The organism is Erwinia sp. 2186, from assembly GCF_057812255.1.
On record NZ_CM173824.1, the window covers coordinates 3,790,837 to 3,816,185 of the forward strand.

The window sequence follows — 25,349 nt, forward strand, 5'->3', positions numbered from 1 at the left end:
CGCTAACGGGAAAGCGGGTCCCAACGGTCACAAAACGCGTTGATGTCTGTCGCTTTAAAATCGGCCAGATGCGCCATGATCTCGCTCATCGGCCAGTCCCACCAGGCAATCCGCGCCAGCCGTTCCGCCACCTTGGGCGAAAAGCGCGCTTTGATCACTCTGGCCGGCACGCCGCCGACAATGGTGTAGGGCGCAACATCTTTGGTCACCACCGCACCCGCGGCAAGCACCGCGCCATCCCCCACCGTCACCCCGGGCAATACCGTAACCGCATGACCGATCCACACATCGTGGCCAATCACCACCTTGTCCGCCCGCCGGGCGGCGAAAAACTCGCGGTCACGCTCGGCGGTAGCGCTGTAATATTCCGCGCAGTAGGTAAAGCGATGCTGTGAAGGCCGATCGATCGGATGGTTGGGTGCCCCTAAGCGGACGTTAGACGCGATGGCGGTGAATTTGCCGATCTCGCTGTCAGCCACCGTGCAATACGGGCCAAGATAGCTGTAATCGCCGAGGCTGGCATACTCCAGGTGGCTATGGGCGAGGATTTCACAGCAGCGCCCAATCTCCACTTCACGCAGCGTGACGCTCTCATCGATAAAGGTGTCGGCTAACTTAGGCTGATGCAATTCAATGACGGTCATAAAGCCTCATCTGGTCGGATATCTGGATGAGTGCAGCGCGCAAAAAGCGGAGCTGCCCTGCATCGGGTTAACTTCAGCAGAGGCTACTCTGGCACAGCCAGATGACAGATTCGTGGAGCGGAGATGACAGACAGCCCTAAGTTAACATTTTGCTAAAAATTCATTTTTCAGCGGCGGAGCCTGCGTGATAACGTCTTGCAATCAACCCTTTACTACCTAACCATTATGCACAACAGCCAACGACTGACGCTTCGCCCGGTCACCTCCGCAGATGCCCAGGCCCTGTTTGCTATCTATGGCGATCCGGCGACCAATCTGTTCAATCCTGCCGGCCCGTTTTCCTGCCAACATGTCGCCGATGAGGTGCTGGATAAGTGGCTTGCACACTGGCAGCAATTTGGCTTTGGCTATTGGGCGCTGACGCTGACAGGCAGTGACGAGGTGATTGGCTTTGGCGGCCTGACGGTGCGCCAGGTAAATCAGCAGGATTTCATTAATTTGGGGTATCGCTTCAGCACGGTGGCGTGGGGAAAAGGGCTGGCCACGGAGTTTGCCCGGTGGGCTGTCGACTTTGGCTTTCGGCAGCTCGGCATGACCGAGATATCCGCTACCGTCAGGGAGAATCACCTGGCATCGCAAAAGGTGCTAACCAAAGCCGGGATGCGCTGCACCGGGATGATCCTCGACGTGGAGGGCTTTCAGCCCAGCTTATTTTTTACGGTTCGTCAGGAGGCTGGGTAGCCTCTGGCTCCTCCGGCACATCGTCCGGGAGGAGCGCCTGTAAAAAGGATTTTTGCTTGCGGGTTAACGCCCAGCCGGCTAACGGCCCATCTTCTTCAACTTCCCGGTTGTCATCGTCCTTCCCTGCAGTCATGCCGCCATTCCCCACAGCAGGAGGAGTGCCCAGAAGGCAATACACCCGATGATAATCACCAGCCAAACCTTTCCTCTGGTCGACATTAGGATCCCTTATACTTGGCAATCAGTTTTAGACTGGTAGCCAGTATAAACAATCAGCACTGGTGATCAACTTTCGGATTATCCTTAACGGAATAATCACATTTTTAAACCTTATCTGATTTCGCTTTCACTATTTTCTAACTCCCCTTCCTCTTCGCTATTCTGCTCAACATCGGTTTCTTCGGTGTCGAACATCGCGGTCTGGATGTCTTCTTCGGCGATTGTCGGGTTAAGTGCCGCCGCCAGCGGTGAGCTGGTCAGGCTGGCAGGCAACACCACGTGTGGGATCGGCGCGTCGGTAATAATCTGACGCTGTCTGCTGGCCAGCCAGCTGATCACCGCAATCACACAGCCACACAGGCAGAAGAAGACGTAAAGCATATTGCCGCCCAGCGGCTGCATAATCGCGCCGGTGACCAACGGCCCGATACAGGCACCGACGCCGTAGGCCATCAGCAGACAGGCGGTCAGCGAGACCCGGCGTTCAGGCGCGACGATATCGTTGGCCATCGCCACAATCAGCGGATAGAGCGAGAACTGCATCATGCTGGTGATAAACGCCACCACCACGATAGCGAAGAAACTGAAGTGGAAAGGCATGGTCAACGGCAGCGCCGCGAGGATATAGAACAGTGCGGTAAACAGCAGCAGGCGGCTGCGGTCGATGCGGTCAGACAGCCAGCTTAGCGGGAACTGAGAAACCAGCCCGGCAAAGATGGTGATGGCCATAAACAGGCCGGTTTGCTGGGTGCTGAAGCCCAGCTGGCTAGTGTACACCGGGGCCATCGCGTAGAACGCACCGATGGCCATGCCGGTCGCCAGCGTCACCAGCAGAATGCGGGGAATGGCGCGGAAAAAATAACCCAGCTCCATTGGCGCAGGCGTCATTGGGTGCGGATTGGTGCGGGTGGTCAGGGCCATCGGCACCAGGCAGAGCGCAAAGCACAACGCGACAATCAGCAGGCTTGAGGGCCCGGAGCCAATCTGCGTCATCAGTATGATCTGCCCGGCGGACAGGCCAAGGTAGGTGGCGACCATATAGAAGCCAAAAATCAGCCCGCGCTGTCCGGTTTCCGCCCCATCATTCAGCCAGCTCTCCAGCACCATGTACTGGCACATCATGCACAGACCGATTATCAGCCGCAGGAAGATCCACATCGGCAGATAATCGGTCAGCCCGTGCCCCAGCACCGAAGCGGTAATGATCCCCGCGCAGGATACGTAGGCCCGGATATGGCCGACGCGGGCAATCAGGTTGTGGCCGACTTTGCCACCCAGCACCAGGCCGAAGTAGTTGGCGGCGGTGATGGCACCGATCATGCTGCCGCTGACCGCTTCATGGGCCAGTCGCAGTGAGACATAGGTGGTTAACAGGCCGGAGCCTAACAGCATCAGTAACGTGGTGGTGTAAAGCGGTAAAAAAGTGCCGAGGACTTTTTTCATGACGGCTCCCTGTCTTAATCGTTCCGGGAAAAACCCAACCTGAGCCGTCAACAGTAGTCGCTATTCCGCCCGACAGGCAAGTTAGCTAGCGATCTTGCGGAGGATTCCCACCGCGAGAGGGGAAAAAGAGCGAAAAATGGGTTTCTCCCGACTGACTTTGCACCGCGTAACGTCCCTGATGCAGTTGCATAATGCCGCGCACGATCGACAGCCCCAGGCCGCTGCCCGTTGACGAGTTATGACGTGACGCGTCAGCACGATAGAAACGATCGAACAGCCGCGCCTGTTGCGTCGTTGAGATGGTTGCGCCCTGGTTCTCCACCGCTATCGTCACGCCGCCCGGCTCGCTCCGATGGGTAATGGCGATGGTGCTCCCCACGTCGGCATAGCGGATGGCGTTGGCCACCAGATTCGCCACCGCGCGGCGCAGTAAATCGGCGTCGGCGTAAACCGTCCCCTGTTGCGGAAACACCAGCTGGATCTCGCGCTCTTCCGCCGGACCTTCAAAATAGTCGGCCAGCGGCTGCAGCACCTCAGATAAAGGCTGCTCCACGCGGTGGATTGCCTGGCTGGCATCTTCTGCCCGCGCCAGAAACAGCATGTTGTCGATCATCCTTGCCAGCCGCTGCAACTCCTCAAAGTTTGATCCCATCACCCCAAGGTAATAGTCATTGCTGCGTTTTTGCGTCAGCGCGACTTCCGTCTGGCCGAGCAGATTGGCGATTGGGGTGCGCAGATCGTGCGCCATATCGGCCGACACCTGGCTCAGTTGCTGAAAGCTGGTTTCCAGCCGATCCAGCATCTGGTTGAACGCCGCCACCAGCGATAGTAGTTCATGCGGCACGTTGGTCAGGGTGATGCGCCGCGACAGATGGCGAACGTCGATGGCGGCGGTTTCCTGCGCCAGCCGGTGCAACGGCCGCAGGCTGCGCCGCGTCAGGAACCAGACCATCAGCGCTGCAATCAGCGTCGCCAGCACAATCAGCACGCCAATTTGCTGGCGATAGTCGCTGAGCGTGGCGGTGCGCTCGGTCATCAGCCTGCCGGTAATAATTTCCAGCTGGCCGGGCCCGTCACGGGTTTGCGCCAGCGCCGCCGCCGAGATAAACGGCGTGCCGTCGCGGGTAAGCTGGTGATGCACGCTGGCCAGGCCAAGCGACTGGCCCTGCGGCACCGGCGTCAGATCCGGGATCGGCGCATGGCCAGGGTTGACTTCGATTAACGGCGGCTGACCGGGAAAACGCAGCACCAGCAGCGACTCGGTATTGCCCAGCATATTGGCAAACAGTTTGGGCTTGTCGCGGATCAGTTGCAGCGCGTCTTCATTAAGTAGCAGCGTGCGGATCTGCTCCATCCGCGACAGCAATGCGCCATCATCGCGCACGCTGATTTGCCGGGCCAGCGAGTGATACAGCGCCATACCGACGAGGATCATCACCAGCAGCACCATGCCTGAAATCAGCAGCGACAGGCGCGTGGTCAGCGAGAGCGGTTTCATCAGGATTCGTCACCTTCACAGCGATAACCGACGCCGTGCACGGTGTGGATCAGCGGCGTGGCAAAGGGCTCATCCACCTTCTGCCGCAGCCGGCGAACGGCCACGTCGACCACGTTGGTATCACTGTCGAAATTCATATCCCACACCCGCGAGGCAATCAGCGTGCGGCTCATCACCTGGCCGGGGTTCAGCATAAACAGCTGCAGCAAATTGAACTCTTTGTTGGTCAGGTCGATGCGTAACCCGGCCCGTTCGACGCGGCGTTTCGCCCTGTCCAGCTGCAAATCACCGACCTGCAGCAGCTCATCACGCTTGACGTTAGCGCCGCGCCGCAGTGCCGTGCGGATCCGCGCCAGCAGCTCGGCAAACGAGAAAGGCTTGACCAGATAGTCGTCGGCACCCAGTTCCAGCCCTTTGATCCGGTCTTCGACGGTGCTTTTCGCGGTGAGGAAAATAACCGGGATATTCTGCGCATCCAGCGTTTTCATCACCTCCCAGCCATCCAGCTCCGGCATCATCACGTCCAGCAGGATCAGGTCGTAATGATATTCCTGCGCCATAAACAGCCCTTCGCGGCCGTTTACCGCCACATCAACCACATAGCCAGATTCGGTTAAGCCGCTGCGCATGTATTCCCGGGCTTTGGGCTCATCATCAATCACCAGAATTTTCATCGTCTTCTCCAGGATAGCGGGCGCAGCGGACAGGATTACTTCAGCGCGTGTTGTGCAGCCTGCTCGATCAGTGCGGCAACCTCTTTCGGGTGCGACTCATAGACCGAATGGCTGGCCCCGGCCACTTCCACCGTAGTGCTGTGGGCGCGTTTGGCGTACATACGTTCTAAATCAGGATTAATGATCCTGTCGGCTTTTGCCACCATGTACCAACTTGGTTTGGTTTTCCATGCCGGATCGGGAATATTTGCGGTAAACACCGAGGCTGAGGTCGGCATTTGCGCCTGAGCTTCAAAATCCGCCTGCTTTGCTGAAAGGTCGGCGGCAAAGTCACTGTGGAAGTTTTGTGGCGCAATCATCAGGAAGCCGTCCGGCGTTTTCATAAATGGATGGGCGGCATTAGGAAATTTCTTGCCGTTGATTGCTTCGGTTTCGCCATTATCCAGCGCATGGGCAGCGATATAAACCAGACCCGCCACGTGCGAATTATTGCCTGCCTCAGTAATGATCGCGCCGCCATAGCTGTGTCCCACCAGGATTGCCGGACCCGTTTGCCGATCGAGAATGCGTTTAGTGGCGGCCACATCCTCCGGGAAGGAAGTCAGCGGCTCCTGCACCAGCGTCACCTTGTAGCCATCATGCTTAAGGATGTCGTACACCGGACGCCAGCCCGAGCCGCCAACAAATGCGCCGTGGACCAGCACGATATTGTTAACCGGTTGCGCCATCGCGGCGCTGCTTGCGCCTGCCAGCAGAAAAGCACTGGCGATCGCGGCCGATTTTACGTTTTTTTTCAGTGATGCGTTCATGTTGCGTTCCTCAGGAGAATGTTGGGTTTACGCTGAGGAGTTTACGGCCCGGCAACTGACGACGGCATGAGCGAGTTATGACAAAAGAATGACATTAAAAAAGCCGCCACCTAAATACAGGTAACGGCTTTCTGTTAATACAGTCGCTTACAGCCCGTAAGCCGTTAAATCCGGCCCGGCAGGTACAATGCCATTGGGGTTTAATGCCTTAATCGAGTAATAGCCCTGTTTAATATGATCGATATTGACCGTTTCACGCACACCGGGAATATCCAGCATTCGTTTGGTGTAAGCGTCCAGTCCGGCATATTCGTTGAGCTTGCGCTGATTGCATTTGAACAGGCCATGATAGGCCGCGTCAAAACGGATCAGCGTGACGAACAGGCGGATATCCGCTTCGGTAAGCTGGTTGCCGGTCAAAAATGCCCGGCCATCGCTCAACCGCTGTTCCAGCTTATCCAGCATGGCGAAGACGTCATCGCTGGCTTCCTGATAACTGATCTGCGTGGTGGCAAAACCGGCGCGATATACGCCGTTATTCAGGCGTGGGTAGATTTCCGCGTTTAATGCCTCAATCTCACTCTGCCAGTCCGCAGGATAAAGGTCGAAACTGTGACTCGCCAGCTCGCCAAAGCCGCTGTTAAACATGCGCACAATATCGGCTGACTCGTTATTGACGATGGTGCGGGTTTTCTTATCCCACAGCACCGGCACCGTTGCCCGACCGGTAAACGTGGCATCAGCCTGGGTGTAAAGCTGATGCACCCACTCGGCCTGATTCAGTTCGTCCTTATTTGCGCCAGGGTAGTCACCAAAGTGCCAGCCTTGATCCAGCAACCACGGCTCGACCACCGACAGGCTGACCACTTTCTCCAGCCCTTTCAGCTTGCGGGCAATCAGCGTGCGGGATGCCCACGGACAAATCAGCGCCACATACAGGTGATAGCGATCCACTTCGGCCTTGAAGCCCGCTTCGCCGGTCGGTCCGGCGGCGCCGTCTGGGGTGACCCAGTGACGAAAGCTTGAGGTCTGACGGACGAAACCGCCCTTCTCATCGGTAGCCTGCACCGGGTGCCATTCGGCCGTCCATTTTCCATTAACCAGCATAAATCCTCCCTTATCCTCTCAGCGGTGTTGGCTTCAGGGCATAGGGTGCGCTACGGGTATCAGTCATGGTGGTGTCCTCTCAGTAGTTGATGAGAGGACTCTATCTTATTTCCGGAATGATGATTATCCAGCGGTTCTGCGGATGTTTTATTCCATTATGGAAACAATCACCAGCCCTGCTCCCAAACGGGCTCGCCAGCAAAGGCTTCAACCAGATAATCGATAAAGGTGCGGGATTTATGGGCCAGGTATTTGGCCGGTGGATAGAGGGCGAACAGCCCGAGCGGCACAATCTCGCTGGCGGCGAGCACCGGCACTACCTCTTTATTCTTCAGGGCTTCGCCGGCAACAAAAGAGGGCAAGCGGGCAATGCCCAGTCCGGCAATGGCGGCTTTTAAGCACACCTCGGCATTGGAGAACTTCAGGCGTCCGTTAACCGGCTGCCCCTGCAGCGCCAGCTTCTCGTCCTGAAACGGCCAGCGCCAGGGATCGCGGAAGTTGGTATCAATAATGCAGTCATGGCTGGCCAGGGCTTCCCAGTGCTCGGGCGTGCCACGCTCTGCCAGATAGCCCGGCGAGGCAACGGTGATAATGCGGATATCGCACAGCTTTCTCGCCATCAGGCTGCTGTCCGCCAGCTTGCCGATGCGCAACGCCAGATCAAAGCCTTCATCCACCACGTTCACCGCACGGTCGGCAAAGCTGACGTCCAGTTCGATACCGGGATAGCGCCGCGCGAAGTCGATCAGATGCGGAGTCAGCTGGGTGGTGCCGAAGGTCACGGGCGCAGAGATACGCACTTTTCCGGCCGGGGCATCCGATGAATTGCGCACCGAGTCATTCAGCGCATCGTAATCCGCCAGCAGCACCCGGATTTTTTCATAATAGGCGCGACCCACGTCGGTGGCGGCCAGCGCCCGGGTACTGCGGCGAAACAGCTGCACGCCGAGATGCTGCTCAAGGCGGGAGATAAGTTTAGATGCCTGGCCGTGGCTGGTGCCCAGACGCTGAGCGGCGGCGGTAAAGCTGCCGGTTTCCATTACCGCGATAAACATCCGGTCGCAATCCAGTCTCTCCATCTCTCGTCTCCTGACGCAAAAATCAGCCCCTAAAATAGCGGCTTAGCCGACTATTCCCAACATTTACCTGAACATCCACGCGCGTTGCGGCGGCAGGGGGGAATTCCCTCTTTTTGCTAGCAAAAGTAATCCCGAATTTGGCCTAAAGTTTCTGCCGTTATTACCGATGTATTGAGTACTTAACCTAAACACCTGCCAACATCATGACCTACTTTAAACCTGTCGAACTTATTTTATTATCCGTAACAATAGCTTACTGCTTTACCATGTCGTCATGGTTCTGGTAGTTGCGGATCAGGGCACGCCGACGTAACGCAGCAGCGCGGTAACCACCGCCGCCGCCAGAATCACGCCGATTAACGGCACTTTTCGCCAGGCCAGAATCACTGCCACCGCCACGCCCGCCACGCGCGCGGTTCCGGCAAAATGCACGCCTTCATAGAACGTATTCCCTAACGCCACGGCCAGCAACAGCGTGGTGGCGGCATCGGACAGTAATGCCCGCGTGCGCTCGGACAGCGCCATACGGTTGCCCAGCTTCACCCCGACAAAACGCATCAGGTAAGTGCCGACAGACAGTAAGGCGATCCCGGCAATAATTAATTCATTCGACGGCATTATTTTTTCCTCGTCAGTAAGCCCAGCATCGAGATCAGCACCGGCATCCCCACGGCGACAAACGGCGTCACCGCTAATGACAGTAGCGCCCCGGACGACGCCCTGATCAGCGTGGTTTTCGATTTCAGTGACGGGATCACCAGCGCTAACAGGATCGCCGGAAAGACCGCATCCAGGCCGATCGCATTGATATCCGGCAGCAGTTTACCCACCACGCTTCCCGCCATCGCGCCAACCGGCCAGACGATCGCCACGCCCAGCCCACAGAGCCAGTACGCGTCTTTACGCTGTTTCGGAGTGGATTGCGACAGACCAAACACCACGCTTTCGTCATTCATGATGTGGCATCCCAGCAATCCCTTCAGACGGGTGCCGGCCAGATCCCGCACCGCGATGCCGAAAGGAAAGTGCCGGGCGTTAACCAGTAATCCCGCCACCGCCGCCGCCAGCGGATTGCCGCCGCTGGCGATGATGGCAACAAACATAAATTCCGATGCTCCCGCCAGCACAAACAACGTGGAGAACAGCGGCACCCATAACGGGAAGCCGTAGGCCGTGGCCAGCGAACCGTAGGAAGCGCCCACCACGCCGACGGCAAGGCACACCAGATAAATGGCTTTTTTAGTCTGAGAGTTCAGGCTGGAAAATGCGTGCATAAGCATAAAGTTTTACCATATCGAACGAAATCGCCATTATAATGAACGCAACAAACAGCGAGATCAAGCGAACGATTCGTTCGATTAAATGAACAAAGAGGTACACCATGACCCAGCCGATCAGCGTCATTGCCGCAAGCCTCGCACGCGAACGCACGCGTGCCGGGTTGTCGCTGGCCGAGGTCGCCCGTCGGGCGGGGATCGCCAAATCCACGTTATCGCAACTGGAATCCGCTAACGGCAACCCGAGCATTGAAACGCTGTGGGCCTTATGCGGCGCGTTGAATATCCCGTTTGCCAAATTACTTGAGCCGGTAAGCGCCAGCACTCAGGTGATCCGCCGGGGTGAAGGCAGCAAGGTGGTGGCTGAAAAGGCCGATTATCAGGCCATTTTGCTGGCAACCTGCCCGCCGGGCGCGCGTCGGGATATCTACCTGCTGATGGCGCAACCGGGATCGGAGCGTCAGTCTCACCCCCATCCGTCGGGATCGGTGGAGCACATTATTGTCACCCAGGGCCGCGCGCTGTTGGGGCTGAAGGCCGCGCCAGAAGAGTTAGGCGTCGGGGATTACATCTGTTACCCCGGCGACCAGGAACATATTTTTGTCGCACTGGAACCCGATACGCTGGCGATCCTGGTGGCCGAACAGAGCTAAACCCCCTTCCAGTAACTGCCCTGCTCACCCGCAGGGCAGCCCGCAGGCTTCTTATTACCGACCCCACCCGGCGAAAGCGCAAAGCGGTCCGGCGAGTTTTGTGATCCAGATCGGACTGCGCTGACGGCAGCAGATTTCTTTATGTTGACGACAGTCAGCTACCGCTTCGGCTGATTGTTCTCCGCTAAGTTAGCAGCACACTTACAGAGACTGCATTGAGGCTGAAATGGATAAGATCTGGTTTGGTACGGCGTATTACCGCGAATATATGCCAGAGGAGCGGCTGGAAAAAGATATCGCCATGATGAAAGCCGCTGGTATCAACTATGTCCGCATTGCCGAAAGTACCTGGAGCACCTTTGAACCTCAGGAAGGCGAATTTGATTTCACTTCGGTGATCACCGTGCTCGACCAGATGCAGGCCAACGATATTCGCGTGATCATCGGTACGCCGACCTACGCTATTCCTGGCTGGCTGGCAAAGAAATATCCTGAAGTGATGGCCGTCACGCCGCAGGGGCTGAATAAATATGGTCCCCGGCAGAAGATGGATATTACCAGTCCAGTCTATCGCTATTATTCCGAGCGTATTATCCGCAAGCTGTTAACGGCCACCGCGTCCCATCCCGCCGTGATCGGTTTCCAGGTCGACAACGAAACCAAATATTATGAAACCAGTGGCCCGGCGGTGCAGATCGCCTTTGTTAAATATCTGCGGAAAAAATTCAACGACGATCTGCAGGCGTTAAATCAGGCGTTTGGTCTGGATTACTGGAGTAATCGCGTGGATGCATGGGAAGATTTCCCGTCGGTCCAGGGCACCATTAATGCCAGCCTCGGCGCTGAGTTTCAGGCCTTTCAACGCCAGTTGGTGATCGATTTTCTGCGCTGGCAGGTCGATCTGGTCGGCGAATATAAATCGGCCGATCGCTTCGTCACCCATAACTTCGATTTTGACTGGCGAAACTGGTCGTTTGGTTTGCGAAGTGAGGTCGATCACTTCGCGGCGTCTGAGGTCGTCGATATCACCGGCGTGGACGTTTATCATCCCGGCCAGTCGCGGCTGACCGGCGCCGAAATTGCCTTCACCGGGGATATTGCCCGCACCACCAAGGATAAGAATTACTTTGTGCTGGAAACCCAGGCTCAGGCCTTTAAGGACTGGACGCCTTACCCTGGCCAGCTGCGTCTGCAGGCGTTTAGCCATATCGCCAACGGTGCCAGCCTGGTGGGCTACTGGCACTGGCATTCGATTCATAATTCGTGGGAAACCTACTGGAAAGGCCTGCTCAGCCACGACTTGCTGCCTAATCCGGTGTATGACGAGGCCTGCGACATTGGCAAAACGCTGCAGCGCTTAACGCCCGAACTGAGCGGCTTAAGCAAAAGTAACCGCGTGGCGATGCTGGTCAGTAACCGTGGGCTGACCGCCATTGACTGGCATCCGTGGCGCGGACATCAGTTCGGCGGCGACAAAAATCACCAGTACAACGATCTGTTCCGCAGTTGGTACGATGCCCTGTACCGACAAAATATCGAGATGGATATTCTTGATGCCGACGATCCGCGTATCGAACGCTATGACGTGCTGATTGTCCCCTTGCTCTACGCGGCATCCGATGCGCTGCTTCAGCGACTCAATGCCTTCGTCGGGCAAGGCGGCCATGTCATTTACTCCTTTAAATCCGGCTTTGCCAATCAGGATCTGAAGGTGCGCACGGCTATCCAGCCGGGCATTATCAGCGAAGCCTGCGGCGTGACCTATCAGCTGTTCGTTGAGCCAGATGAGGTGCAGCTGTCCACGGAGACCTTTGCGCTGACGGAGGAAACGGGTCAGGTGACCGACTGGATGGAGCTGCTGGAACCGGTGTCGTCACAGACCGAAATTTTGGCCCGCTATCAGCATCCACAGTGGGGAAAATATGCCGCCATCACCCGCAATCAGTTCGGCAAAGGGACGGCGACCTATATTGGCTGCAACCTGTCATCCGCCGGAATGGAGCAGGTTTTCTCGACCCTGTTCAGCACGCCGGCATTGAGCGCGTTGCTGTCGGAGGTGAGTTTCCCGCTAATAATTCGACGGGCGCAAAGTAAAGCGCAAAAGGCCCTGTGCTTTATCTTTAACTACTCTCAGACGCCGCAGCAGCTGCCAAACCCGTTGGGGCAAGCCACTTCGCTGATAGATAACCGGCAGGTTGAACCGGGCGAAACGCTGGAAATAGCCGGTTGGGATTTTGTCATTTTATCTGGCGGAGAAGCGGTATGAAGAGTGATGGCGTGGCAACCCAGCCGATTGGGCTGAAAGAGCGTCTGTCTTTTGGTCTCGGCGATTACGGCACTAACCTCACCTACACCACGATGGTGACCTTTCTCGCCTATTACTATACCGACGTGGTGGGCGTGTCAGCATTACTGGTGGGCTCGTTAATGTTCCTTGCCAGGGTGCTCGATGGCCTGCTGTGCATCTGGGTGGGAGTGCGTATCGATATGACGCAAACCCGGATGGGGAAAGCCCGGCCGTGGGTTCTCTGGACCGCCATCCCGTTCGGACTTTCCACCTTTCTGCTGGCCTGCGTACCGGACAGCAGCTATGCGGTTAAAGTCACCTGGGTGTGCGTAACCTATTTGCTGGCTAACATTCTTTTTACCGCCAATAACATCGCTTATGGCTCGTTGCTGGCGTTGATTACCCGCGATACCGTAGAACGTGGCGTGTTAAGCGTATTCCGCAAAGGCCTGTCGACCTGCGGATCGCTGACGGTCGGTGTCATTACGCTGCCATTGGTGGCGTGGTTTGGTAACAGCAGCGGTGCGTGGATGACCATCTTCGCCATTTATGGCTTTTTCACCGCGCTGTTTCTTACTCTTACCGCACTGGGCACCCGTGAACGTATTAAGCCAGTACGGCAAGACAACCGCGAAAATATTGAGCTTAAAAAAGTGCTGCCGGCAATACGGGCGAATAAATACTGGCTGATGATCTTTATGTATTTAATGATCACCTTTACCAGCCTGACCGCGCTCAGCACCGTCAGTGTTTATTACACCAAATACATTCTGAAAGACCTGTCGATGATGTCGTGGGTCAGCGTGGCGCAATATTTGCCGGGATTACTGACGCTGACGGTGATTCCTTTTTTAATTAAACGACTGGGCAAACGTAAGCTGGCGCTGAGCGGATTACTGGTCTGCTGTATTGGCTATCTTCTGCCGCTGTTTGATCGTCAGGATGCCTTCTTTGTGATTGCGGCGACGGTGGTCAGAAGCATTGGCTTCTGCGGCATTGGTGCCACCATGTTCGCCTTCCTTGCCGACACCATCGATTACGGCGAATGGGTCTCCGGCTTACGTATTGAAGGGATTTTATTCAGTGCGGGCACGCTGGGCCAGACGGTTGGCATGGGGTTGGGAACGGCAAGCGTCGGGTGGTTGTTAAGCCTGGCCGGATTCACCAGCGGAGGCGGCATGCAACCCGCCAGCGCCATTCAGATGATCCAGTTCCTGTTTATATTCTTCCCGGTGATCCTCGCGGTAGCCAATATCGTCATGCTCTATTTCTACAAGCTGGATGCTATTTATCCTCAGGTTGCCGCAGACCTGGCAGAAGGAAAGTTTGCGCAGCCGGTTGATTCCGGGTTATCCGCCACCTCACTGCAAAATTAGGCTGTGCTGAGCGCAGGTTTTCTGAATGTTGAGAAGATGTGAGCCGCATCGCGGCAGGGTTAATTCTCTGCGCTATGCTGCTCAACTCTTTATTCTGTCGGCAGGAAGCGCAGCGATGGCGCATAGTGAAGATACCGAGATGCTGAATTTTTCACCTCTCTACAGGCGCTTTACCTTCACCGCATGGATGGTGGCAGGATTCACCCCAATATCCCGCGGAAGTAAGCTCGACTTTTATATTAACCGGGCTGCCGGCATGAAGGGCCACGTATTAAATATCACCCTTAAAGGTGAAGGGAAAATTCATACGTCTCAGGGCAGCTTTATCTGCAAGCCGGGCGACGTGCTGCATTTTCCGGCTGGCGTACCGCATCATTATGGTCGCAGCGAACACAGCGAGTGCTGGGACCATTTGTGGATCTATTTTATTCCACGAACCTACTGGATTGACTGGCTGCAGTGGGACAATGTTCGCGATGGCATCGGCCGCCTGACCTTTGCCGCCGCAGAAGACACCAGTCAGATGCAGGCGCGATTTATGGAAGTGATCCAGCTGAGCGTCAGTCAGGAACCGTTATCCGAAGCGCTGGCAATGAATGCCGTTGAACGGGTGATTCTGGAGTGCTTCCGCGCGCAGCCCAATTTGCACCGCCACAAGTGCGATCCCCGCATTGAAGCACTTTGCCAGTATCTGAACGAACATATGGCTGAAGAAACCACCATTGAACAGCTGTCCCGCCGCGCCTGCCTTTCCCCATCGCGTCTGGCCCACTTATTTAAAGAAGAGACCGGTCAAACTGTCTTTGCCTGGCGTGAAAAACAGCGTATTGCCCGTGCCTGCCTGTTGCTAAGCAAAACCAGTTTTGCCATCACCCATATTGCGTTAACGGTCGGCTACACCGATCCGCTTTATTTCTCCCGCCTGTTTCGAAATCATATGGGAATCAGCCCAAGGGAATTCCGTAAGAAATAAGGTCTTTGCCGGGAAACTGCCGAACATGGCTTGCGACGGCGCGGCCTGTCACGCTGGCCGAAAACGGCGTGAAAGGATCATCAGCAACACAATTCCGCCGCTCATCAACATCCATGCCGTATTCAGTGACGCCGTGCTGTCCAGCACCATGCCAGCGATCAATGGCATGGTTGCGGCGATGATATAGCCTCCGCCCTGAACAAAAGAGAGGAGTTTACCTGCTTCTTCCGGCGTTTTGGCGTGGTCAAAGGTCACGATCAGCGAAAGAGGAAACAGTGCGCCAATTCCCAACCCCAGCAGCAACGTCGACAGGATCGCGGCCTTTCCTCCGAAGAACACCAGACAGAGCAGCCCGGCCAAAATCATCAGCAACACCAGCAGTAAAGGCGTGCGTCTGTCGGTGAAACGGTGGATCACCGCCGAGACGATAAAGCCAGAAACCACTTCGGTTAAGGTCAGCGCGGCGAGCAGAAAGCCGCTGTTACGTGCGCTCCAGCCGTGCTCAATATAAAACGGCGGCAGCCAGACCAGCACCAGCGTGTAAGCGCCGGTCCCGATGCCAAAAAAAGCCAGCAGCAGCCAGGCGCGCGAGGTCGAATACGTTGACTGAACCGGTTGAGTCGCCGCCTGCGGCTGATTCTTTTCGGCGGCGAACCAGATGATAAAGGCCAGCGCTGCTGGCAACGCCGCCAGGCCGAGGGCATAATTCAGCCCCAACGAGACCGACAGCGGTTCTGCTGTTGCCGCCGCCAGCGCCGCGCCGCCCATAATCCCGGTTGAAAACAGCGCCATCAGCGTACCGGTATGCCGGGCGTAGCGCCGTTTGATCAGGGCAGGCATCGCCGCCTGCACCAGGCCAATGCCCATTCCGCCCGCCAGCGCAGTTGCCATTAACACCCCGCCGGACGTATAAAACCCTCTGAACACGCAGGCAAATGTAATAATCCCTAAGCCGGCTGCGATGCCCCGCGCGTAACCGATTCGGCGTAATACCGTGCCGCTGGCCAGCGCGATGATGCCCATCATCAGTACCGGCAGGGTCGTTAACAGGCTGATAGTGGTACCCGTCAGCTGCTCCTGGCGTTGTAACAGGGGCAAAAGCGGCCCGACAGCGGCCATCAGTGGCCGCAGATTAAGGCCGACCAACAGCACAAGCAGGGCAAACAGCGTAATGGCTGAGAATGCAGATTTCATAACCGACTCCTTCGGATAAGGTGTTGCGCAGCAGAGGCGTGCTGGCAGTGTGAATTGATTTATCTTAACGTTAAGATAAATATCGCCTTGCCGATAGTCGGTGCGCACTAATGAACATGTTAACCACAAAGAATTAAGGGAAATGATGCCAGATCATGTTGATTTCGTTATCGCTCAATGGGCTGACGCCATGCCGGATCTGGATGCGTCGTCGATGGCGGTGTTCGGCAGAATGTTGAGGATTATGAAGCAGCTGAGTAAAGCCCGTGCCAGCGCACTGGCGCCGTTTGGCTTTCGTGAAGGTGAGTTTGATGTGCTGGCCACGCTGCGCCGTGCCGGAGAACCCTTCCGCCTGACGCCCACCCAGCTTTTCACTTCGCTGCTGGTGACGTCCGGGGCGATGACCAACCGGTTGAGTCGGCTGGAAGCCAGTGGGCTGATTGCGCGGATCCCGGACCCGGCGGACAAGCGCAGCATGATGGTGGGCTTAACGCCAAAGGGATTATCGCTGATTGAGCAGGCGCTGGTAGTGCATACGCAAACCCAGGACAGGATGCTGCAAGGGCTCAGTCAGCCCCAGCAGATCGCGTTGCAGGATCTGCTGCGCCAGATGCTGGCGGAAGAAGAGAGTGCGTCGAGGATTTAACGAGGCGCCGATCGATGAGTTCGATCGGCCGCGACGCTATTTTCTGCCATCCATCACCATGCGCAGGGCAAGTCCGGTCAGCACCATGCCCATCAGCCAGCGCTGGATTTTTTGCCAGGTTGGGCGCTGAGCAAGGAAGTTAGCGATAGTGCCTGCGGCGAAAATAATCAGGCCATTGACCAGCATACTGGTGACGATCTGCGTAATGCCTAAGGTCAGAGACTGGGCCAGTACGTGCCCCTGTTCAGGCCGGATAAACTGCGGCAGCAGAGTCAGATAAATCACCGCGGTTTTAGGGTTAAGCAGGTTGGTCAGCAGCCCCATGGTGAACAGCTTACGCGAACTGTCGGGCGGCAAATCGCGGACCTGGAACGGCGATTTGCCGCCGAAGACAGCCTGCCATGCCATGTACAGCAGATACGCTGCACCGGCGATGCGCAGCGCATCGTAGGCCAGCGGCACGGCCATAATCAGCGCGGTAATCCCAAGCGCGGCACAGACCATATAAAACATAAAACCCAGCGCCACGCCGGTCAGCGATATATATCCCGCTTTTCGTCCCTGACAGAGCGAACGGGAAATCAGGTAAATCATATTTGGACCGGGCGTCAGCACCAGACCGAGCGCGATGGCAGCGAAGGGAAGAATTTGCGACAGGGTAACCATGCAGAATGTCCTTACGATGTTGAGCAGCAACAGGCGACAACTTCTCCCTGGATACGACCAGAGCCACTTCCCTGTGGCTCTGCTTGCCCAATAAATTCAGGCTTCAACGTCGGACTTTTGCTTACGCACGCACCGTGTCATTGCCGAAGGCCACCCACTTATAGGTGGTCAGCGCTTCAAGGCCCATCGGGCCACGGGCATGCAGCTTCTGCGTGCTGACGGCGACTTCAGCGCCCAGACCAAACTGACCGCCATCGGTGAAGCGCGTGCTGGCATTGACGTACACCGCCGAGGAGTCGACTTCATTTACAAAGCGATCGGCATTGTGAATGCTGCGGGTCAGGATCGCGTCGGAATGCTGAGTGCCATATTCCCGGATATGGGCGATGGCCTGGTCAAGATCGTCCACCAGCTTAACGTTCAGATCCAACGCTAACCACTCGTCACGGTACTGCGCTTCAGTAACCGCACTGACTTCAGCCGGGCCTTGTTGCAGCAGCGGCAGCGAACGCGGATCGGCATGCAGCGTGATGCCCTCTTCCGCCATGCTGCGGCTCAGTTCAGGCAGGAAGCTGTCGGCGATAGCCGCATGCACCAGCAGCGTTTCCACCGAGTTACAGGCGCTTGGACGCTGTTTCTTGGCGTTGATAATCACCGTCATGGCCGCTTCCAGCTCGCTCTGCTGGTCGACAAAGATATGGCAAACGCCAATGCCGCCGGTGATCACCGGAATGGTCGACTGTTCGCGGCACAGCTTGTGCAGACCGGCGCCGCCGCGAGGGATCAGCATGTCGACATAGCGATCCAGTTTCAGCAGCTGATTGACCAGCTCACGATCCGGGCTTTCAATCGCCTGCACCGCACCCGCAGGCAGGCCGTGTTCTTTTAACGCCCCCTGGATAACCCGCACGGTTGCGCCGTTGGTGCGGTAGGTTTCCTTGCCGCCGCGCAGGATCACCGCGTTGCCGGTTTTCAGGCACAGGCTGGCGACGTCTACCGTGACGTTCGGGCGGGCTTCATAAATCACCCCCACCACACCCAGCGGCACACGGCGGCGTTCGATGCGCAGACCGTTGTCCAGCACGCCACCGTCGATCACCACGCCCACCGGATCCGCCAGACGGCAGACCTGGCGCACATCATCGGCAATGCCTTTCAGCCTCGCCGGATTGAGCATCAGGCGATCCATCAGCGCGGCACTCATGCCGTTCTGCCGCGCATCGGCCAGATCCAACGCGTTAGCCGCGAGGATCTCCGCGCTTTGCGCTTCAAGGCGATCGGCAATGGTCATCAAGACCTGATTTTTCTGTACGGTGGACAGCACCGACAGCTGGTAAGACGCGGCTTTCGCGGCTTTGCCCATTTCTTCAAGCATGTCTTACTCCTTAACTGACGATCATATCGTCGCGGTGAACGGCCACCGGACCATATTCATACCCGAGAATGTCGCTGATCTGCTGGGAATGGTGCCCGGCAATCATCCGCATCGCATCGCTGTTGTAGCGGCAGACGCCGTGCGCCACATCGCGCCCTTGCAGGCTGCGAATACGGATCACTTCGCCACGCGAAAAGTTGCCGCTGACCTCGCGGATGCCTTTCGGCAACAGCGAGCTGCCGCGTTCCAGAATGGCGGAAAGCGCACCGTCATCAACGGTAATTTCACCCGCTGGCGGCGCACCGAAGATCCAGCGTTTACGGTTTTCCAGCGGGGTTTCCAACGCATGGAAACGCGTGCCAACCGGCTTGCTGTCGATCACGTCACCAATCACGCCAGCGCGATTGCCGGCGGCAATAATGGTGTCGATGCCCGCGCGGCAGGCCACGTCGGCCGCCTGCAGCTTGGTCGCCATGCCGCCGGTGCCCAGTCCGGAAACGCTGTCGCCGGCTAATGCCCGCAGCGCATCGTCGATCAGATGCACATCACCAATCAGTTCCGCTTCGGGATTATTGCGCGGATCGGCGGTGAACAAACCCGGCTGATCGGTCAGCAGCAGCAGCTTATCTGCGCCAGCCAGGATCGCCGCCAGCGCCGACAGATTGTCGTTGTCGCCGACTTTGATTTCAGCGGTGGCCACCGCGTCGTTTTCATTAATCACCGGCACGATATGGTTATCCAGCAACGCGCGCAGGGTGTCACGGGCGTTCAGGAAACGTTCACGATCTTCCAGATCCGCGCGGGTTAATAACATCTGGCCGATATGGATACCGTAAATCGAGAACAGCTGCTCCCACAGTTGAATCAACCGGCTCTGCCCCACCGCAGCGAGCAGCTGCTTTGAGGCGATGGTCGGCGGCAGTTCCGGGTAGCCAAGGTGCTCACGTCCGGCCGCCATGGCGCCCGAGGTGACAATCACAATCCGATGGCCTGCCGCATGTTGCTGCGCGCACTGGCGCACCAATTCGACGATATGTGCCCGGTTCAGCCGACGCGATCCGCCGGTTAATACGCTGGTCCCCAGTTTCACTACCAGGGTCTGGCTGCTGCTCATTATTTCCTGCCGTTACGTAAAAAAAAGCGTGAACTGACTTTTTAACAGGTGTGGTGCTGGAAGCCAACAGGCGGCGGGAGAAAAGGCGGAATTTAGCGTGACAATCAGCTAGTACAAAAGTTCGCAAATAACAAGAAATGAGTCGAAATGTAATAAAACGTTCATCTCCTCAGGGTAAAACGTTCCTGCCTTCAGAGAAGTCTTAAGGCCACTTGAAAACTTACTCATTCGGGATTGATAGCAAAATGAAGAAAAGCGCACTGGCAATCTTAACCGCCGCACTGGCTCTGTCCACCGCTGCACAAGCCGCAGAAATCTATAATAAAGACGGCAACAAGCTGGATCTGTACGGTAAAATCAAAGGCCTGCACTATTTCAGCGACAACGACGGCAGCAACGGCGATAAGTCATACATGCGTATGGGCTTCAAAGGTCAGACCCAAATCAACGATCTGATGAGCGGTTACGGCCAGTGGGAATATCAGTTCAACACCAACAACTCTGAAGGCAGCGATGCCAACACCGGTAACAAAACCCGTCTGGGCTTTGCCGGTCTGAAATTTGGCGACTACGGCTCAATCGATTATGGCCGTAACTACGGCGTGCTGTATGACGTGGAAGCCTGGACGGATATGTTCCCGGAATTCGGCGGTGACGGTACGGCGCGTGGTGATAACTATATGACCCAGCGTACCACCGGCGTGGCGACCTACCGCAACTCAAACTTCTTCGGTCTGGTTGATGGCCTGAAGTTCGCCTTACAGTATCAGGGCAAGAACGATGCGGGTTCTTCTAACTCGCGTACTGACGTCAGCAAGCAGAATGGCGACGGCTACGGTCTGTCGGCGGTATATGCGCTGGGCGACAGCGGCGTGAGCCTGAGCGGTGCTTATACCTCTTCAGACCGCACCAACGCACAGCAAGCGCGTGTCTGGGGCCAGGGCGACAAAGCCGATTCCTGGGGCACCGGTCTGAAATATGATGCGAACAGCGTTTACCTGGCCGCCATCTACACCGAAACCCGCAACATGACGCCAATCAGCGGCACGGCCGTGATCAACGGTGCCACCACCGCGGTCGCGGGTGCAGCCAACAAAGCACAGAACATTGAATTGGTGGCACAGTACCAGTTCGATAACGGCCTGCGTCCATCCGTGGGCTACGTGCAGACCAAAGGCAAAGACATCGAAGGACTGGGTGATGTTGACCTGGTGAAATACATCGACGTGGGCGCGACGTACTACTTTAACAAGAACATGAACACCTACGTTGATTACAAACTCAACCAGCTGGACGACGACAACAAACTTGGTCTGAACAACGACGACGTGGTTGCTGTTGGCCTGACGTACCAGTTCTAATCCGTTTTTTTATTCCCCGTAACACGCCACTGCTACGGTTGTTCCACCCTCGTTATGTGTCTAAAACAAAGGCTGGCAATTGCCAGCCTTTTTTAATGCTCAGGTTATGACTTACGCCGGGATCAGGCGGTCAGTTTGACCGGCGCATCCGCAAAGTCTGCAGCGGGTTTCAGCCCCAGCTCCATCTCTTCCAGCAGCGCTTTCAGCCGCACGTGGAAATTGCGTAAGGTCTCTTCCAGCCGTTCGTTATTCTCTTTCCCTTTCACGGTCGACGGCTTCCAGTTGCCTTCTTTATCGAACAGACCGAAGTGGTACTCGTAGGTGAAGTGATCGCTTTGCGCTTCCAGCTCCATCCACCAGCCCCAGAACTCACGCAGCTCAGGTGAGGGTTTCACATTGACGCAGACCGCCAGGCAGTCAAAGAAAAAACGGTCGTCTTCACATTTCGCTTCGCGAATATAAGGCCCCAGCGATCCAAAGCGCTTCATTAAGCGGCTTTTGGGATGCCCACTCGGTAACGTCATCAGTAAACCTCCATCGTTGAGCCTGTTAATTAATCCTCTATGGCGCTTAAACGCGGCAACACAGCGGTTTAAGGCTTAAAGGTTATAGCAAAGGATTGAATTTTAGCAACTCATCGCGTCAGCCGTTTCGCTAACCAGTCGACAATATCACGTAATGCTTTATCAAAGTTGAGCATTGCAGGCGAGAGCGGGATCGGCATCAACTTCCCGTCAGCGGACGAGTTGACGATAAGCCGGGACTCCTCTTCCGGGCTGAACGGGTCGTTTGGCCAGTAGCCGGACAGCATCGGCGTTGGGCATCGACGTCCCAGCAAGCCCTGCATCTTCAGCGAATAGCGATTAAGCTCGACGCGCAGCGCAGAGTCAGACGCGGTGGCCATCCCCAACCGGCTGGCCAGCACATCCATATACATCTCGGGAACGCTGTCCTGCTTCGCCTGATCGCACAGCAGGCTGTGCACCACCGGCCCCAGGCAGGCCACGGCCCGCAGGCGCGGCGCTTCCAGATAGGCCAGCCTGACGGCAACGTTCGCACCAAAGCGGTAGCCAAACGCGCCGACGCGCTGATGATCGACCCAGGGCACGTTCTCCAGCTGACGCAGAACATGCTGATGCAGGAAGCTGGCATCCTGCGTCAGCTTCCATTTGGCCGAGAAGCCTACCGACGGCATATCGATGGTCAGCATGGCGATGCCGCGCGGCGCCAGGTAGTCGTGGAACAGGCGATAATGGTCGGTTTGCAGCGAGTCGAGGCTGCCGCACAGCAGCACGGTAGGATAAGGCGCGCTGACGCCCGGCGGCATATGCAGGAAGCCAAAGATCGGGCTGCCGCCGGGAATGGCAAATTCCAGCTCCTTCAGTTCACCGGACAGGCGCGGCGTAGCTTCTTCATACGCGCGGTTCGCCAGTACCTGCGCCTGCTCGGCCAGCTCATCGCCTTTCAGATGCGGATAACCGGCAATGCCATACAGATTGGCGGCATGCAGCCAGCACTGACCGGCCTCCGCATCGGTTTCAGCCTCACCGGCTTTCTTCTGCCACAGCGCCGCCTGTTTCGACCACTCATAAATCCAGTTCCCGCCCCGATAACCGACCACGGTATCCAGCAGCTGGTCGTCGGTATGTTCAACGCGGCTGACGGCGATGCGGGCCAGCACTTCGCTGATTTCCTGCGGGGTGATGCCGCGCCACGTCCACAGCAGGCGGTTGATCATCCGATACCAACCGGCATTACTATCCCCTTCCAACGCGGAGTGGATGGGCAGCGGTTTATGGTGATGGAGACGGCGAACTAACGATGACGTTTCAGGATGCTTGAAGCGAGGTTTGAACAGCTCTTCGCTCAGATTTTTAGGTGACATGACGTAACGATCCTCCAGCACGGGGCATGGGATGAGTCTATCCCAGCCTCAGCCCTGACGCTCGTAAAAACGACAACGCCCGGCATAACCGGGCGTTGCTTTGACGTGCGTCAATCAGCCTTTAACAATTGGCGGCAGATAGACCACGCCCATGTCCCACGGCTGCTCAATCCAGGTGTTCTGCGGGATATCGACCACATAGTCGTCCACCAGCGGGCGACCGGCTGGCTTAGCGAAAATGGTGACGAAGTGCGCTTTTGGATACATATCACGGATGGCCTGAGCGGTGCCGCCAGTATCTACCAGATCGTCAATGACGATAAAGCCTTCACCATCGCCTTCTGCACGCTTCAGCACGGTCATTTCGCGCTGGTTGTCGTGATCGTAGCTGGAGATGCACACGGTATCGACGTAGCGGATGCACAGCTCACGAGCCAGCAAAGAGGCGGGAACCAGACCACCGCGGCTGACCGCGATAATGCCTTTCCACTGTTCAACAGGAAGCAGGCGCTGGGCCAGTTTACGGGCATGAATTTGCAGCATGTCCCAGGTGACGACGTATTTTTCACTCATAAAGGAGTCCCGACCAATGGTGTTGGCTTAAAAATGTACAATGGGAGAGGTTGCGCGGAATTATAGTGATCTGAGCCGCTAAAAACCAGCGCCGTGACCCTTTTTTCCTTCCGCGAAGTAAGCACGGCTGGGGAAACGATGATATTCTTTGCCCATCGCGTCAGAGCATCTGACGGGAGTCATCCACTCGCTAAACATCCTCGCCATCCGCAGCCCAGCTGGCCGATGGTGATGACACAGGAGATTTGTCGTGTCTGAATTATCTCAACTTTTCCCCCAGCCGTTGTGGGATATTTTTGCCAAAATCTGCTCGATTCCGCACCCGTCTTATCACGAAGAAGCACTGGCAGAACACATTCTGTCGTGGGCGAAAGAGCAAGGTTTAACGACCGACCGCGATGCAGTGGGTAACATTCTGATCCGCAAGCCTGCCACTGCCGGTCTGGAAAATCTGAAGCCGGTTGCCCTGCAGGCGCACCTCGATATGGTGCCGCAGAAAAATAACGACACCGTGCATGACTTCACGAAAGATCCGATTCAGCCATGGATTGACGGCGAATGGGTAAAAGCGCGCGGCACCACGCTGGGCGCCGATAACGGCATTGGCATGGCGTCCGCGCTGGCGGTGCTGGCCGACCCGAGCGTTGAGCACGGTCCGCTGGAAGTGCTGCTGACCATGACCGAAGAGACCGGCATGGTCGGCGCCTTTGGTCTTCAGCCGAACTGGCTGCAGGCCGATATCCTGATCAACACCGACTCCGAAGAAGAAGGTGAGATCTATATGGGTTGCGCCGGTGGCATTGATTTCACCTCGACGCTCGCCATCAGCCGTGAAGCCGTTCCGGCTGGCTACGAGCCGCTGAAGCTGACCCTGAAAGGCCTGAAAGGCGGCCACTCTGGCTGTGATATTCACGTCGGTCTGGGTAACGCCAACAAGCTGCTGTCCCGCTTCCTGTTCGCGCACGCTAAGGCGCTGGATCTGCGTCTGGTGGACTTCACCGGCGGCACGCTGCGCAACGCCATCCCGCGTGAAGCGGTGGCCACGCTGGCGGTACCGGCAGACAACGTCGACGCGCTGAAAAGCCTGGCGCTGAGCTATCTGGAAACGCTTAAGTCCGAGCTGAGCCTGAAAGAGAAGAACATCAACATCGTGGTTGAGAACGTGGCGGCTGGCGACCAGGCGCTGACGGCGGCAAGCCGCGATACCTTTATTGCCCTGATGAACAGCACGCCAAACGGCGTGATCCGTAATTCAGACGTGATGAAAGGCGTGGTCGAAACCTCGCTGAACCTTGGCGTGGTGTCGTTGAAAGAGGATGAAGCGAAGATCAACTGCCTGATCCGTTCGCTGATCGACAGCGGGAAAGACTACGTGGTGGAAATGCTGACCGCGTTAGGCGAGCTGGCGGGCGCGAAAACCGTGGCCAAAGGCAATTACCCTGGCTGGCAGCCGGACGCGTCCTCGCCGGTGATGGCGCTGGTTGGTGAGACCTATAAAAAACTGTTTGGCAAAACGCCGAACATTCAGGTGATCCACGCGGGTCTGGAATGTGGTCTGTTTAAGAAGCCGTATCCGGACATGGATATGGTGTCTATCGGACCGACCATTACCGGCCCACACTCACCGGATGAGCAAGTGCATATCGAAAGCGTTGGCCTGTACTGGAAACTGCTGACCGCGCTGCTGAAGGCGATCCCGGCCAAGTCATAAGCCGGCTGACGGGCGGATGAGATTCCGCCCGTTTTCTTTCATCC

Annotated in this window: 25 protein-coding genes; 8 read left to right on the forward strand and 17 right to left on the reverse strand. The window is 56.8% G+C overall.

What is annotated here, in order from left to right; translation table 11 throughout:
• Positions 1–2: 2 nt before the first annotated feature.
• Entirely contained in the window at positions 3–644 is a 642-nt protein-coding gene (locus tag ACXKZG_RS17765; protein ID WP_488875218.1) for a DapH/DapD/GlmU-related protein, read from the reverse strand.
• A gap of 222 nt (positions 645–866) precedes the next feature.
• Between ACXKZG_RS17765 and ACXKZG_RS17770 the strand changes: the two genes are divergently transcribed.
• On the forward strand, positions 867–1,385 hold the full coding sequence (locus ACXKZG_RS17770; RefSeq protein ID WP_488876282.1) for a GNAT family N-acetyltransferase: 519 nt from the start codon (positions 867–869) through the stop codon (positions 1,383–1,385).
• Here the strand turns inward: ACXKZG_RS17770 and ACXKZG_RS17775 are convergent.
• From ACXKZG_RS17775 to ACXKZG_RS17815, 9 genes are all read right to left on the reverse strand, one after another.
• The gene (locus tag ACXKZG_RS17775) at positions 1,360–1,518 is read right to left on the reverse strand and encodes a hypothetical protein (protein WP_157868006.1); all 159 of its coding nucleotides are present in this window, start codon (positions 1,516–1,518) and stop codon (positions 1,360–1,362) included. The genes ACXKZG_RS17770 and ACXKZG_RS17775 overlap by 26 nt on opposite strands.
• A 197-nt stretch (positions 1,519–1,715) precedes the next feature.
• Positions 1,716–3,047 (reverse strand): MFS transporter, encoded by a 1,332-nt coding sequence (locus ACXKZG_RS17780; RefSeq protein ID WP_346595186.1) that lies wholly within the window; start codon positions 3,045–3,047, stop codon positions 1,716–1,718.
• An 85-nt stretch (positions 3,048–3,132) separates the two neighbouring features.
• Positions 3,133–4,545: a heavy metal sensor histidine kinase gene (locus ACXKZG_RS17785; protein WP_488875219.1), complete on the reverse strand. Its 1,413-nt coding sequence runs from the start codon at positions 4,543–4,545 to the stop codon at positions 3,133–3,135.
• Positions 4,545–5,219, reverse strand: a complete 675-nt coding sequence (locus tag ACXKZG_RS17790) for a heavy metal response regulator transcription factor (RefSeq protein ID WP_479995742.1) — start codon at positions 5,217–5,219, stop codon at positions 4,545–4,547. The genes ACXKZG_RS17785 and ACXKZG_RS17790 overlap by 1 nt, the downstream gene beginning before the upstream one ends.
• 35 nt (positions 5,220–5,254) lie before the next feature.
• The gene (locus tag ACXKZG_RS17795; RefSeq protein WP_346565636.1) at positions 5,255–6,028 is read right to left on the reverse strand and encodes an alpha/beta hydrolase; all 774 of its coding nucleotides are present in this window, start codon (positions 6,026–6,028) and stop codon (positions 5,255–5,257) included.
• A gap of 147 nt (positions 6,029–6,175) precedes the next feature.
• The gene (locus ACXKZG_RS17800) at positions 6,176–7,135 is read right to left on the reverse strand and encodes a glutathione S-transferase family protein (protein ID WP_488875220.1); all 960 of its coding nucleotides are present in this window, start codon (positions 7,133–7,135) and stop codon (positions 6,176–6,178) included.
• A gap of 167 nt (positions 7,136–7,302) precedes the next feature.
• Positions 7,303–8,214 carry a LysR family transcriptional regulator gene (locus tag ACXKZG_RS17805; RefSeq protein ID WP_013200931.1) on the reverse strand — a complete coding sequence of 304 codons (912 nt, stop codon included), beginning with the start codon at positions 8,212–8,214 and terminating at the stop codon, positions 7,303–7,305.
• A gap of 294 nt (positions 8,215–8,508) precedes the next feature.
• Complete coding sequence (locus ACXKZG_RS17810; RefSeq protein WP_488875221.1) at positions 8,509–8,832, reverse strand: AzlD domain-containing protein; 324 nt, start codon at positions 8,830–8,832, stop codon at positions 8,509–8,511.
• Positions 8,832–9,494 (reverse strand): AzlC family ABC transporter permease, encoded by a 663-nt coding sequence (locus tag ACXKZG_RS17815; RefSeq protein WP_041691918.1) that lies wholly within the window; start codon positions 9,492–9,494, stop codon positions 8,832–8,834. Before ACXKZG_RS17815 ends, ACXKZG_RS17810 begins: the two co-directional genes overlap by 1 nt.
• Before the next feature lie 101 nt (positions 9,495–9,595).
• Here ACXKZG_RS17815 and ACXKZG_RS17820 point away from each other — a divergent pair, with 101 nt between their 5' ends.
• From ACXKZG_RS17820 to araC, 4 genes are all read left to right on the forward strand, one after another.
• On the forward strand, positions 9,596–10,144 hold the full coding sequence (locus ACXKZG_RS17820) for a helix-turn-helix domain-containing protein (protein ID WP_013200928.1): 549 nt from the start codon (positions 9,596–9,598) through the stop codon (positions 10,142–10,144).
• A 226-nt stretch (positions 10,145–10,370) separates the two neighbouring features.
• Complete coding sequence (locus ACXKZG_RS17825) at positions 10,371–12,410, forward strand: beta-galactosidase (RefSeq protein ID WP_488875222.1); 2,040 nt, start codon at positions 10,371–10,373, stop codon at positions 12,408–12,410.
• Entirely contained in the window at positions 12,407–13,807 is a 1,401-nt protein-coding gene (locus ACXKZG_RS17830) for an MFS transporter (RefSeq protein WP_488875223.1), read from the forward strand. Before ACXKZG_RS17825 ends, ACXKZG_RS17830 begins: the two co-directional genes overlap by 4 nt.
• A gap of 115 nt (positions 13,808–13,922) precedes the next feature.
• Positions 13,923–14,780, forward strand: a complete 858-nt coding sequence (gene araC / locus ACXKZG_RS17835; protein WP_013200925.1) for an arabinose operon transcriptional regulator AraC — start codon at positions 13,923–13,925, stop codon at positions 14,778–14,780.
• Positions 14,781–14,828: 48 nt separating this feature from the next.
• On the opposite strand, the gene ACXKZG_RS17840 is transcribed toward araC, so the two are convergent.
• Positions 14,829–15,974: an MFS transporter gene (locus ACXKZG_RS17840; protein WP_488875224.1), complete on the reverse strand. Its 1,146-nt coding sequence runs from the start codon at positions 15,972–15,974 to the stop codon at positions 14,829–14,831.
• A 145-nt stretch (positions 15,975–16,119) separates the two neighbouring features.
• Between ACXKZG_RS17840 and ACXKZG_RS17845 the strand changes: the two genes are divergently transcribed.
• On the forward strand, positions 16,120–16,620 hold the full coding sequence (locus ACXKZG_RS17845) for a MarR family winged helix-turn-helix transcriptional regulator (RefSeq protein ID WP_471721152.1): 501 nt from the start codon (positions 16,120–16,122) through the stop codon (positions 16,618–16,620).
• 36 nt (positions 16,621–16,656) lie between these two features.
• Here the strand turns inward: ACXKZG_RS17845 and ACXKZG_RS17850 are convergent, their stop codons facing one another.
• The 3 genes from ACXKZG_RS17850 to proB form a co-directional block, all read right to left on the reverse strand.
• The gene (locus tag ACXKZG_RS17850) at positions 16,657–17,286 is read right to left on the reverse strand and encodes a LysE family translocator (RefSeq protein ID WP_013200922.1); all 630 of its coding nucleotides are present in this window, start codon (positions 17,284–17,286) and stop codon (positions 16,657–16,659) included.
• Positions 17,287–17,407: 121 nt separating this feature from the next.
• Positions 17,408–18,661, reverse strand: coding sequence for a glutamate-5-semialdehyde dehydrogenase (proA, locus tag ACXKZG_RS17855; RefSeq protein WP_488875225.1), 1,254 nt, complete (start codon positions 18,659–18,661; stop codon positions 17,408–17,410).
• Between the two features lie 10 nt (positions 18,662–18,671).
• Positions 18,672–19,775: a glutamate 5-kinase gene (gene proB / locus ACXKZG_RS17860; protein WP_053141697.1), complete on the reverse strand. Its 1,104-nt coding sequence runs from the start codon at positions 19,773–19,775 to the stop codon at positions 18,672–18,674.
• 245 nt (positions 19,776–20,020) lie between these two features.
• Between proB and ompC the strand changes: the two genes are divergently transcribed.
• Positions 20,021–21,136 (forward strand): porin OmpC, encoded by a 1,116-nt coding sequence (ompC, locus tag ACXKZG_RS17865; protein ID WP_488875226.1) that lies wholly within the window; start codon positions 20,021–20,023, stop codon positions 21,134–21,136.
• Between the two features lie 122 nt (positions 21,137–21,258).
• On the opposite strand, the gene crl is transcribed toward ompC, so the two are convergent.
• The 3 genes from crl to gpt all read right to left on the reverse strand — a co-directional run bounded on the left by crl (position 21,259) and on the right by gpt (position 23,594).
• Entirely contained in the window at positions 21,259–21,660 is a 402-nt protein-coding gene (gene crl, locus ACXKZG_RS17870; protein WP_013200918.1) for a sigma factor-binding protein Crl, read from the reverse strand.
• Positions 21,661–21,770: 110 nt separating this feature from the next.
• Entirely contained in the window at positions 21,771–23,021 is a 1,251-nt protein-coding gene (frsA, locus tag ACXKZG_RS17875; protein ID WP_013200917.1) for an esterase FrsA, read from the reverse strand.
• Positions 23,022–23,135: 114 nt separating this feature from the next.
• Positions 23,136–23,594 (reverse strand): xanthine phosphoribosyltransferase, encoded by a 459-nt coding sequence (gpt, locus tag ACXKZG_RS17880; protein WP_013200916.1) that lies wholly within the window; start codon positions 23,592–23,594, stop codon positions 23,136–23,138.
• 250 nt (positions 23,595–23,844) lie between these two features.
• Here gpt and pepD point away from each other — a divergent pair, with 250 nt between their 5' ends.
• A complete protein-coding gene (pepD, locus tag ACXKZG_RS17885) occupies positions 23,845–25,305 on the forward strand; it encodes a beta-Ala-His dipeptidase (RefSeq protein WP_488875227.1) in 1,461 nt (486 codons plus the stop codon).
• Positions 25,306–25,349 lie beyond the last annotated feature (44 nt).

What these genes read in the sequence shown, in the direction of transcription:
- ACXKZG_RS17795 (WP_346565636.1), bottom strand. Translation starts at nt 6,028, where the DNA reads ATGAACGCATCACTGAAAAAAAACGTAAAATCGGCCGCGATCGCCAGT.
- ACXKZG_RS17775 (WP_157868006.1), bottom strand. Translation starts at nt 1,518, where the DNA reads ATGACTGCAGGGAAGGACGATGACAACCGGGAAGTTGAAGAAGATGGG.
- ACXKZG_RS17780 (WP_346595186.1), bottom strand. Translation starts at nt 3,047, where the DNA reads ATGAAAAAAGTCCTCGGCACTTTTTTACCGCTTTACACCACCACGTTA.
- ACXKZG_RS17820 (WP_013200928.1), top strand. Translation starts at nt 9,596, where the DNA reads ATGACCCAGCCGATCAGCGTCATTGCCGCAAGCCTCGCACGCGAACGC.
- proB (WP_053141697.1), bottom strand. Translation starts at nt 19,775, where the DNA reads ATGAGCAGCAGCCAGACCCTGGTAGTGAAACTGGGGACCAGCGTATTA.
- ACXKZG_RS17790 (WP_479995742.1), bottom strand. Translation starts at nt 5,219, where the DNA reads ATGAAAATTCTGGTGATTGATGATGAGCCCAAAGCCCGGGAATACATG.
- crl (WP_013200918.1), bottom strand. Translation starts at nt 21,660, where the DNA reads ATGACGTTACCGAGTGGGCATCCCAAAAGCCGCTTAATGAAGCGCTTT.
- ACXKZG_RS17785 (WP_488875219.1), bottom strand. Translation starts at nt 4,545, where the DNA reads ATGAAACCGCTCTCGCTGACCACGCGCCTGTCGCTGCTGATTTCAGGC.
- ACXKZG_RS17800 (WP_488875220.1), bottom strand. Translation starts at nt 7,135, where the DNA reads ATGCTGGTTAATGGAAAATGGACGGCCGAATGGCACCCGGTGCAGGCT.
- araC (WP_013200925.1), top strand. Translation starts at nt 13,923, where the DNA reads ATGGCGCATAGTGAAGATACCGAGATGCTGAATTTTTCACCTCTCTAC.
- proA (WP_488875225.1), bottom strand. Translation starts at nt 18,661, where the DNA reads ATGCTTGAAGAAATGGGCAAAGCCGCGAAAGCCGCGTCTTACCAGCTG.
- ACXKZG_RS17830 (WP_488875223.1), top strand. Translation starts at nt 12,407, where the DNA reads ATGAAGAGTGATGGCGTGGCAACCCAGCCGATTGGGCTGAAAGAGCGT.
- ACXKZG_RS17845 (WP_471721152.1), top strand. Translation starts at nt 16,120, where the DNA reads ATGCCAGATCATGTTGATTTCGTTATCGCTCAATGGGCTGACGCCATG.
- ACXKZG_RS17805 (WP_013200931.1), bottom strand. Translation starts at nt 8,214, where the DNA reads ATGGAGAGACTGGATTGCGACCGGATGTTTATCGCGGTAATGGAAACC.
- ACXKZG_RS17765 (WP_488875218.1), bottom strand. Translation starts at nt 644, where the DNA reads ATGACCGTCATTGAATTGCATCAGCCTAAGTTAGCCGACACCTTTATC.
- ompC (WP_488875226.1), top strand. Translation starts at nt 20,021, where the DNA reads ATGAAGAAAAGCGCACTGGCAATCTTAACCGCCGCACTGGCTCTGTCC.
- ACXKZG_RS17810 (WP_488875221.1), bottom strand. Translation starts at nt 8,832, where the DNA reads ATGCCGTCGAATGAATTAATTATTGCCGGGATCGCCTTACTGTCTGTC.
- ACXKZG_RS17850 (WP_013200922.1), bottom strand. Translation starts at nt 17,286, where the DNA reads ATGGTTACCCTGTCGCAAATTCTTCCCTTCGCTGCCATCGCGCTCGGT.
- ACXKZG_RS17840 (WP_488875224.1), bottom strand. Translation starts at nt 15,974, where the DNA reads ATGAAATCTGCATTCTCAGCCATTACGCTGTTTGCCCTGCTTGTGCTG.
- ACXKZG_RS17825 (WP_488875222.1), top strand. Translation starts at nt 10,371, where the DNA reads ATGGATAAGATCTGGTTTGGTACGGCGTATTACCGCGAATATATGCCA.
- ACXKZG_RS17815 (WP_041691918.1), bottom strand. Translation starts at nt 9,494, where the DNA reads ATGCTTATGCACGCATTTTCCAGCCTGAACTCTCAGACTAAAAAAGCC.
- frsA (WP_013200917.1), bottom strand. Translation starts at nt 23,021, where the DNA reads ATGTCACCTAAAAATCTGAGCGAAGAGCTGTTCAAACCTCGCTTCAAG.
- gpt (WP_013200916.1), bottom strand. Translation starts at nt 23,594, where the DNA reads ATGAGTGAAAAATACGTCGTCACCTGGGACATGCTGCAAATTCATGCC.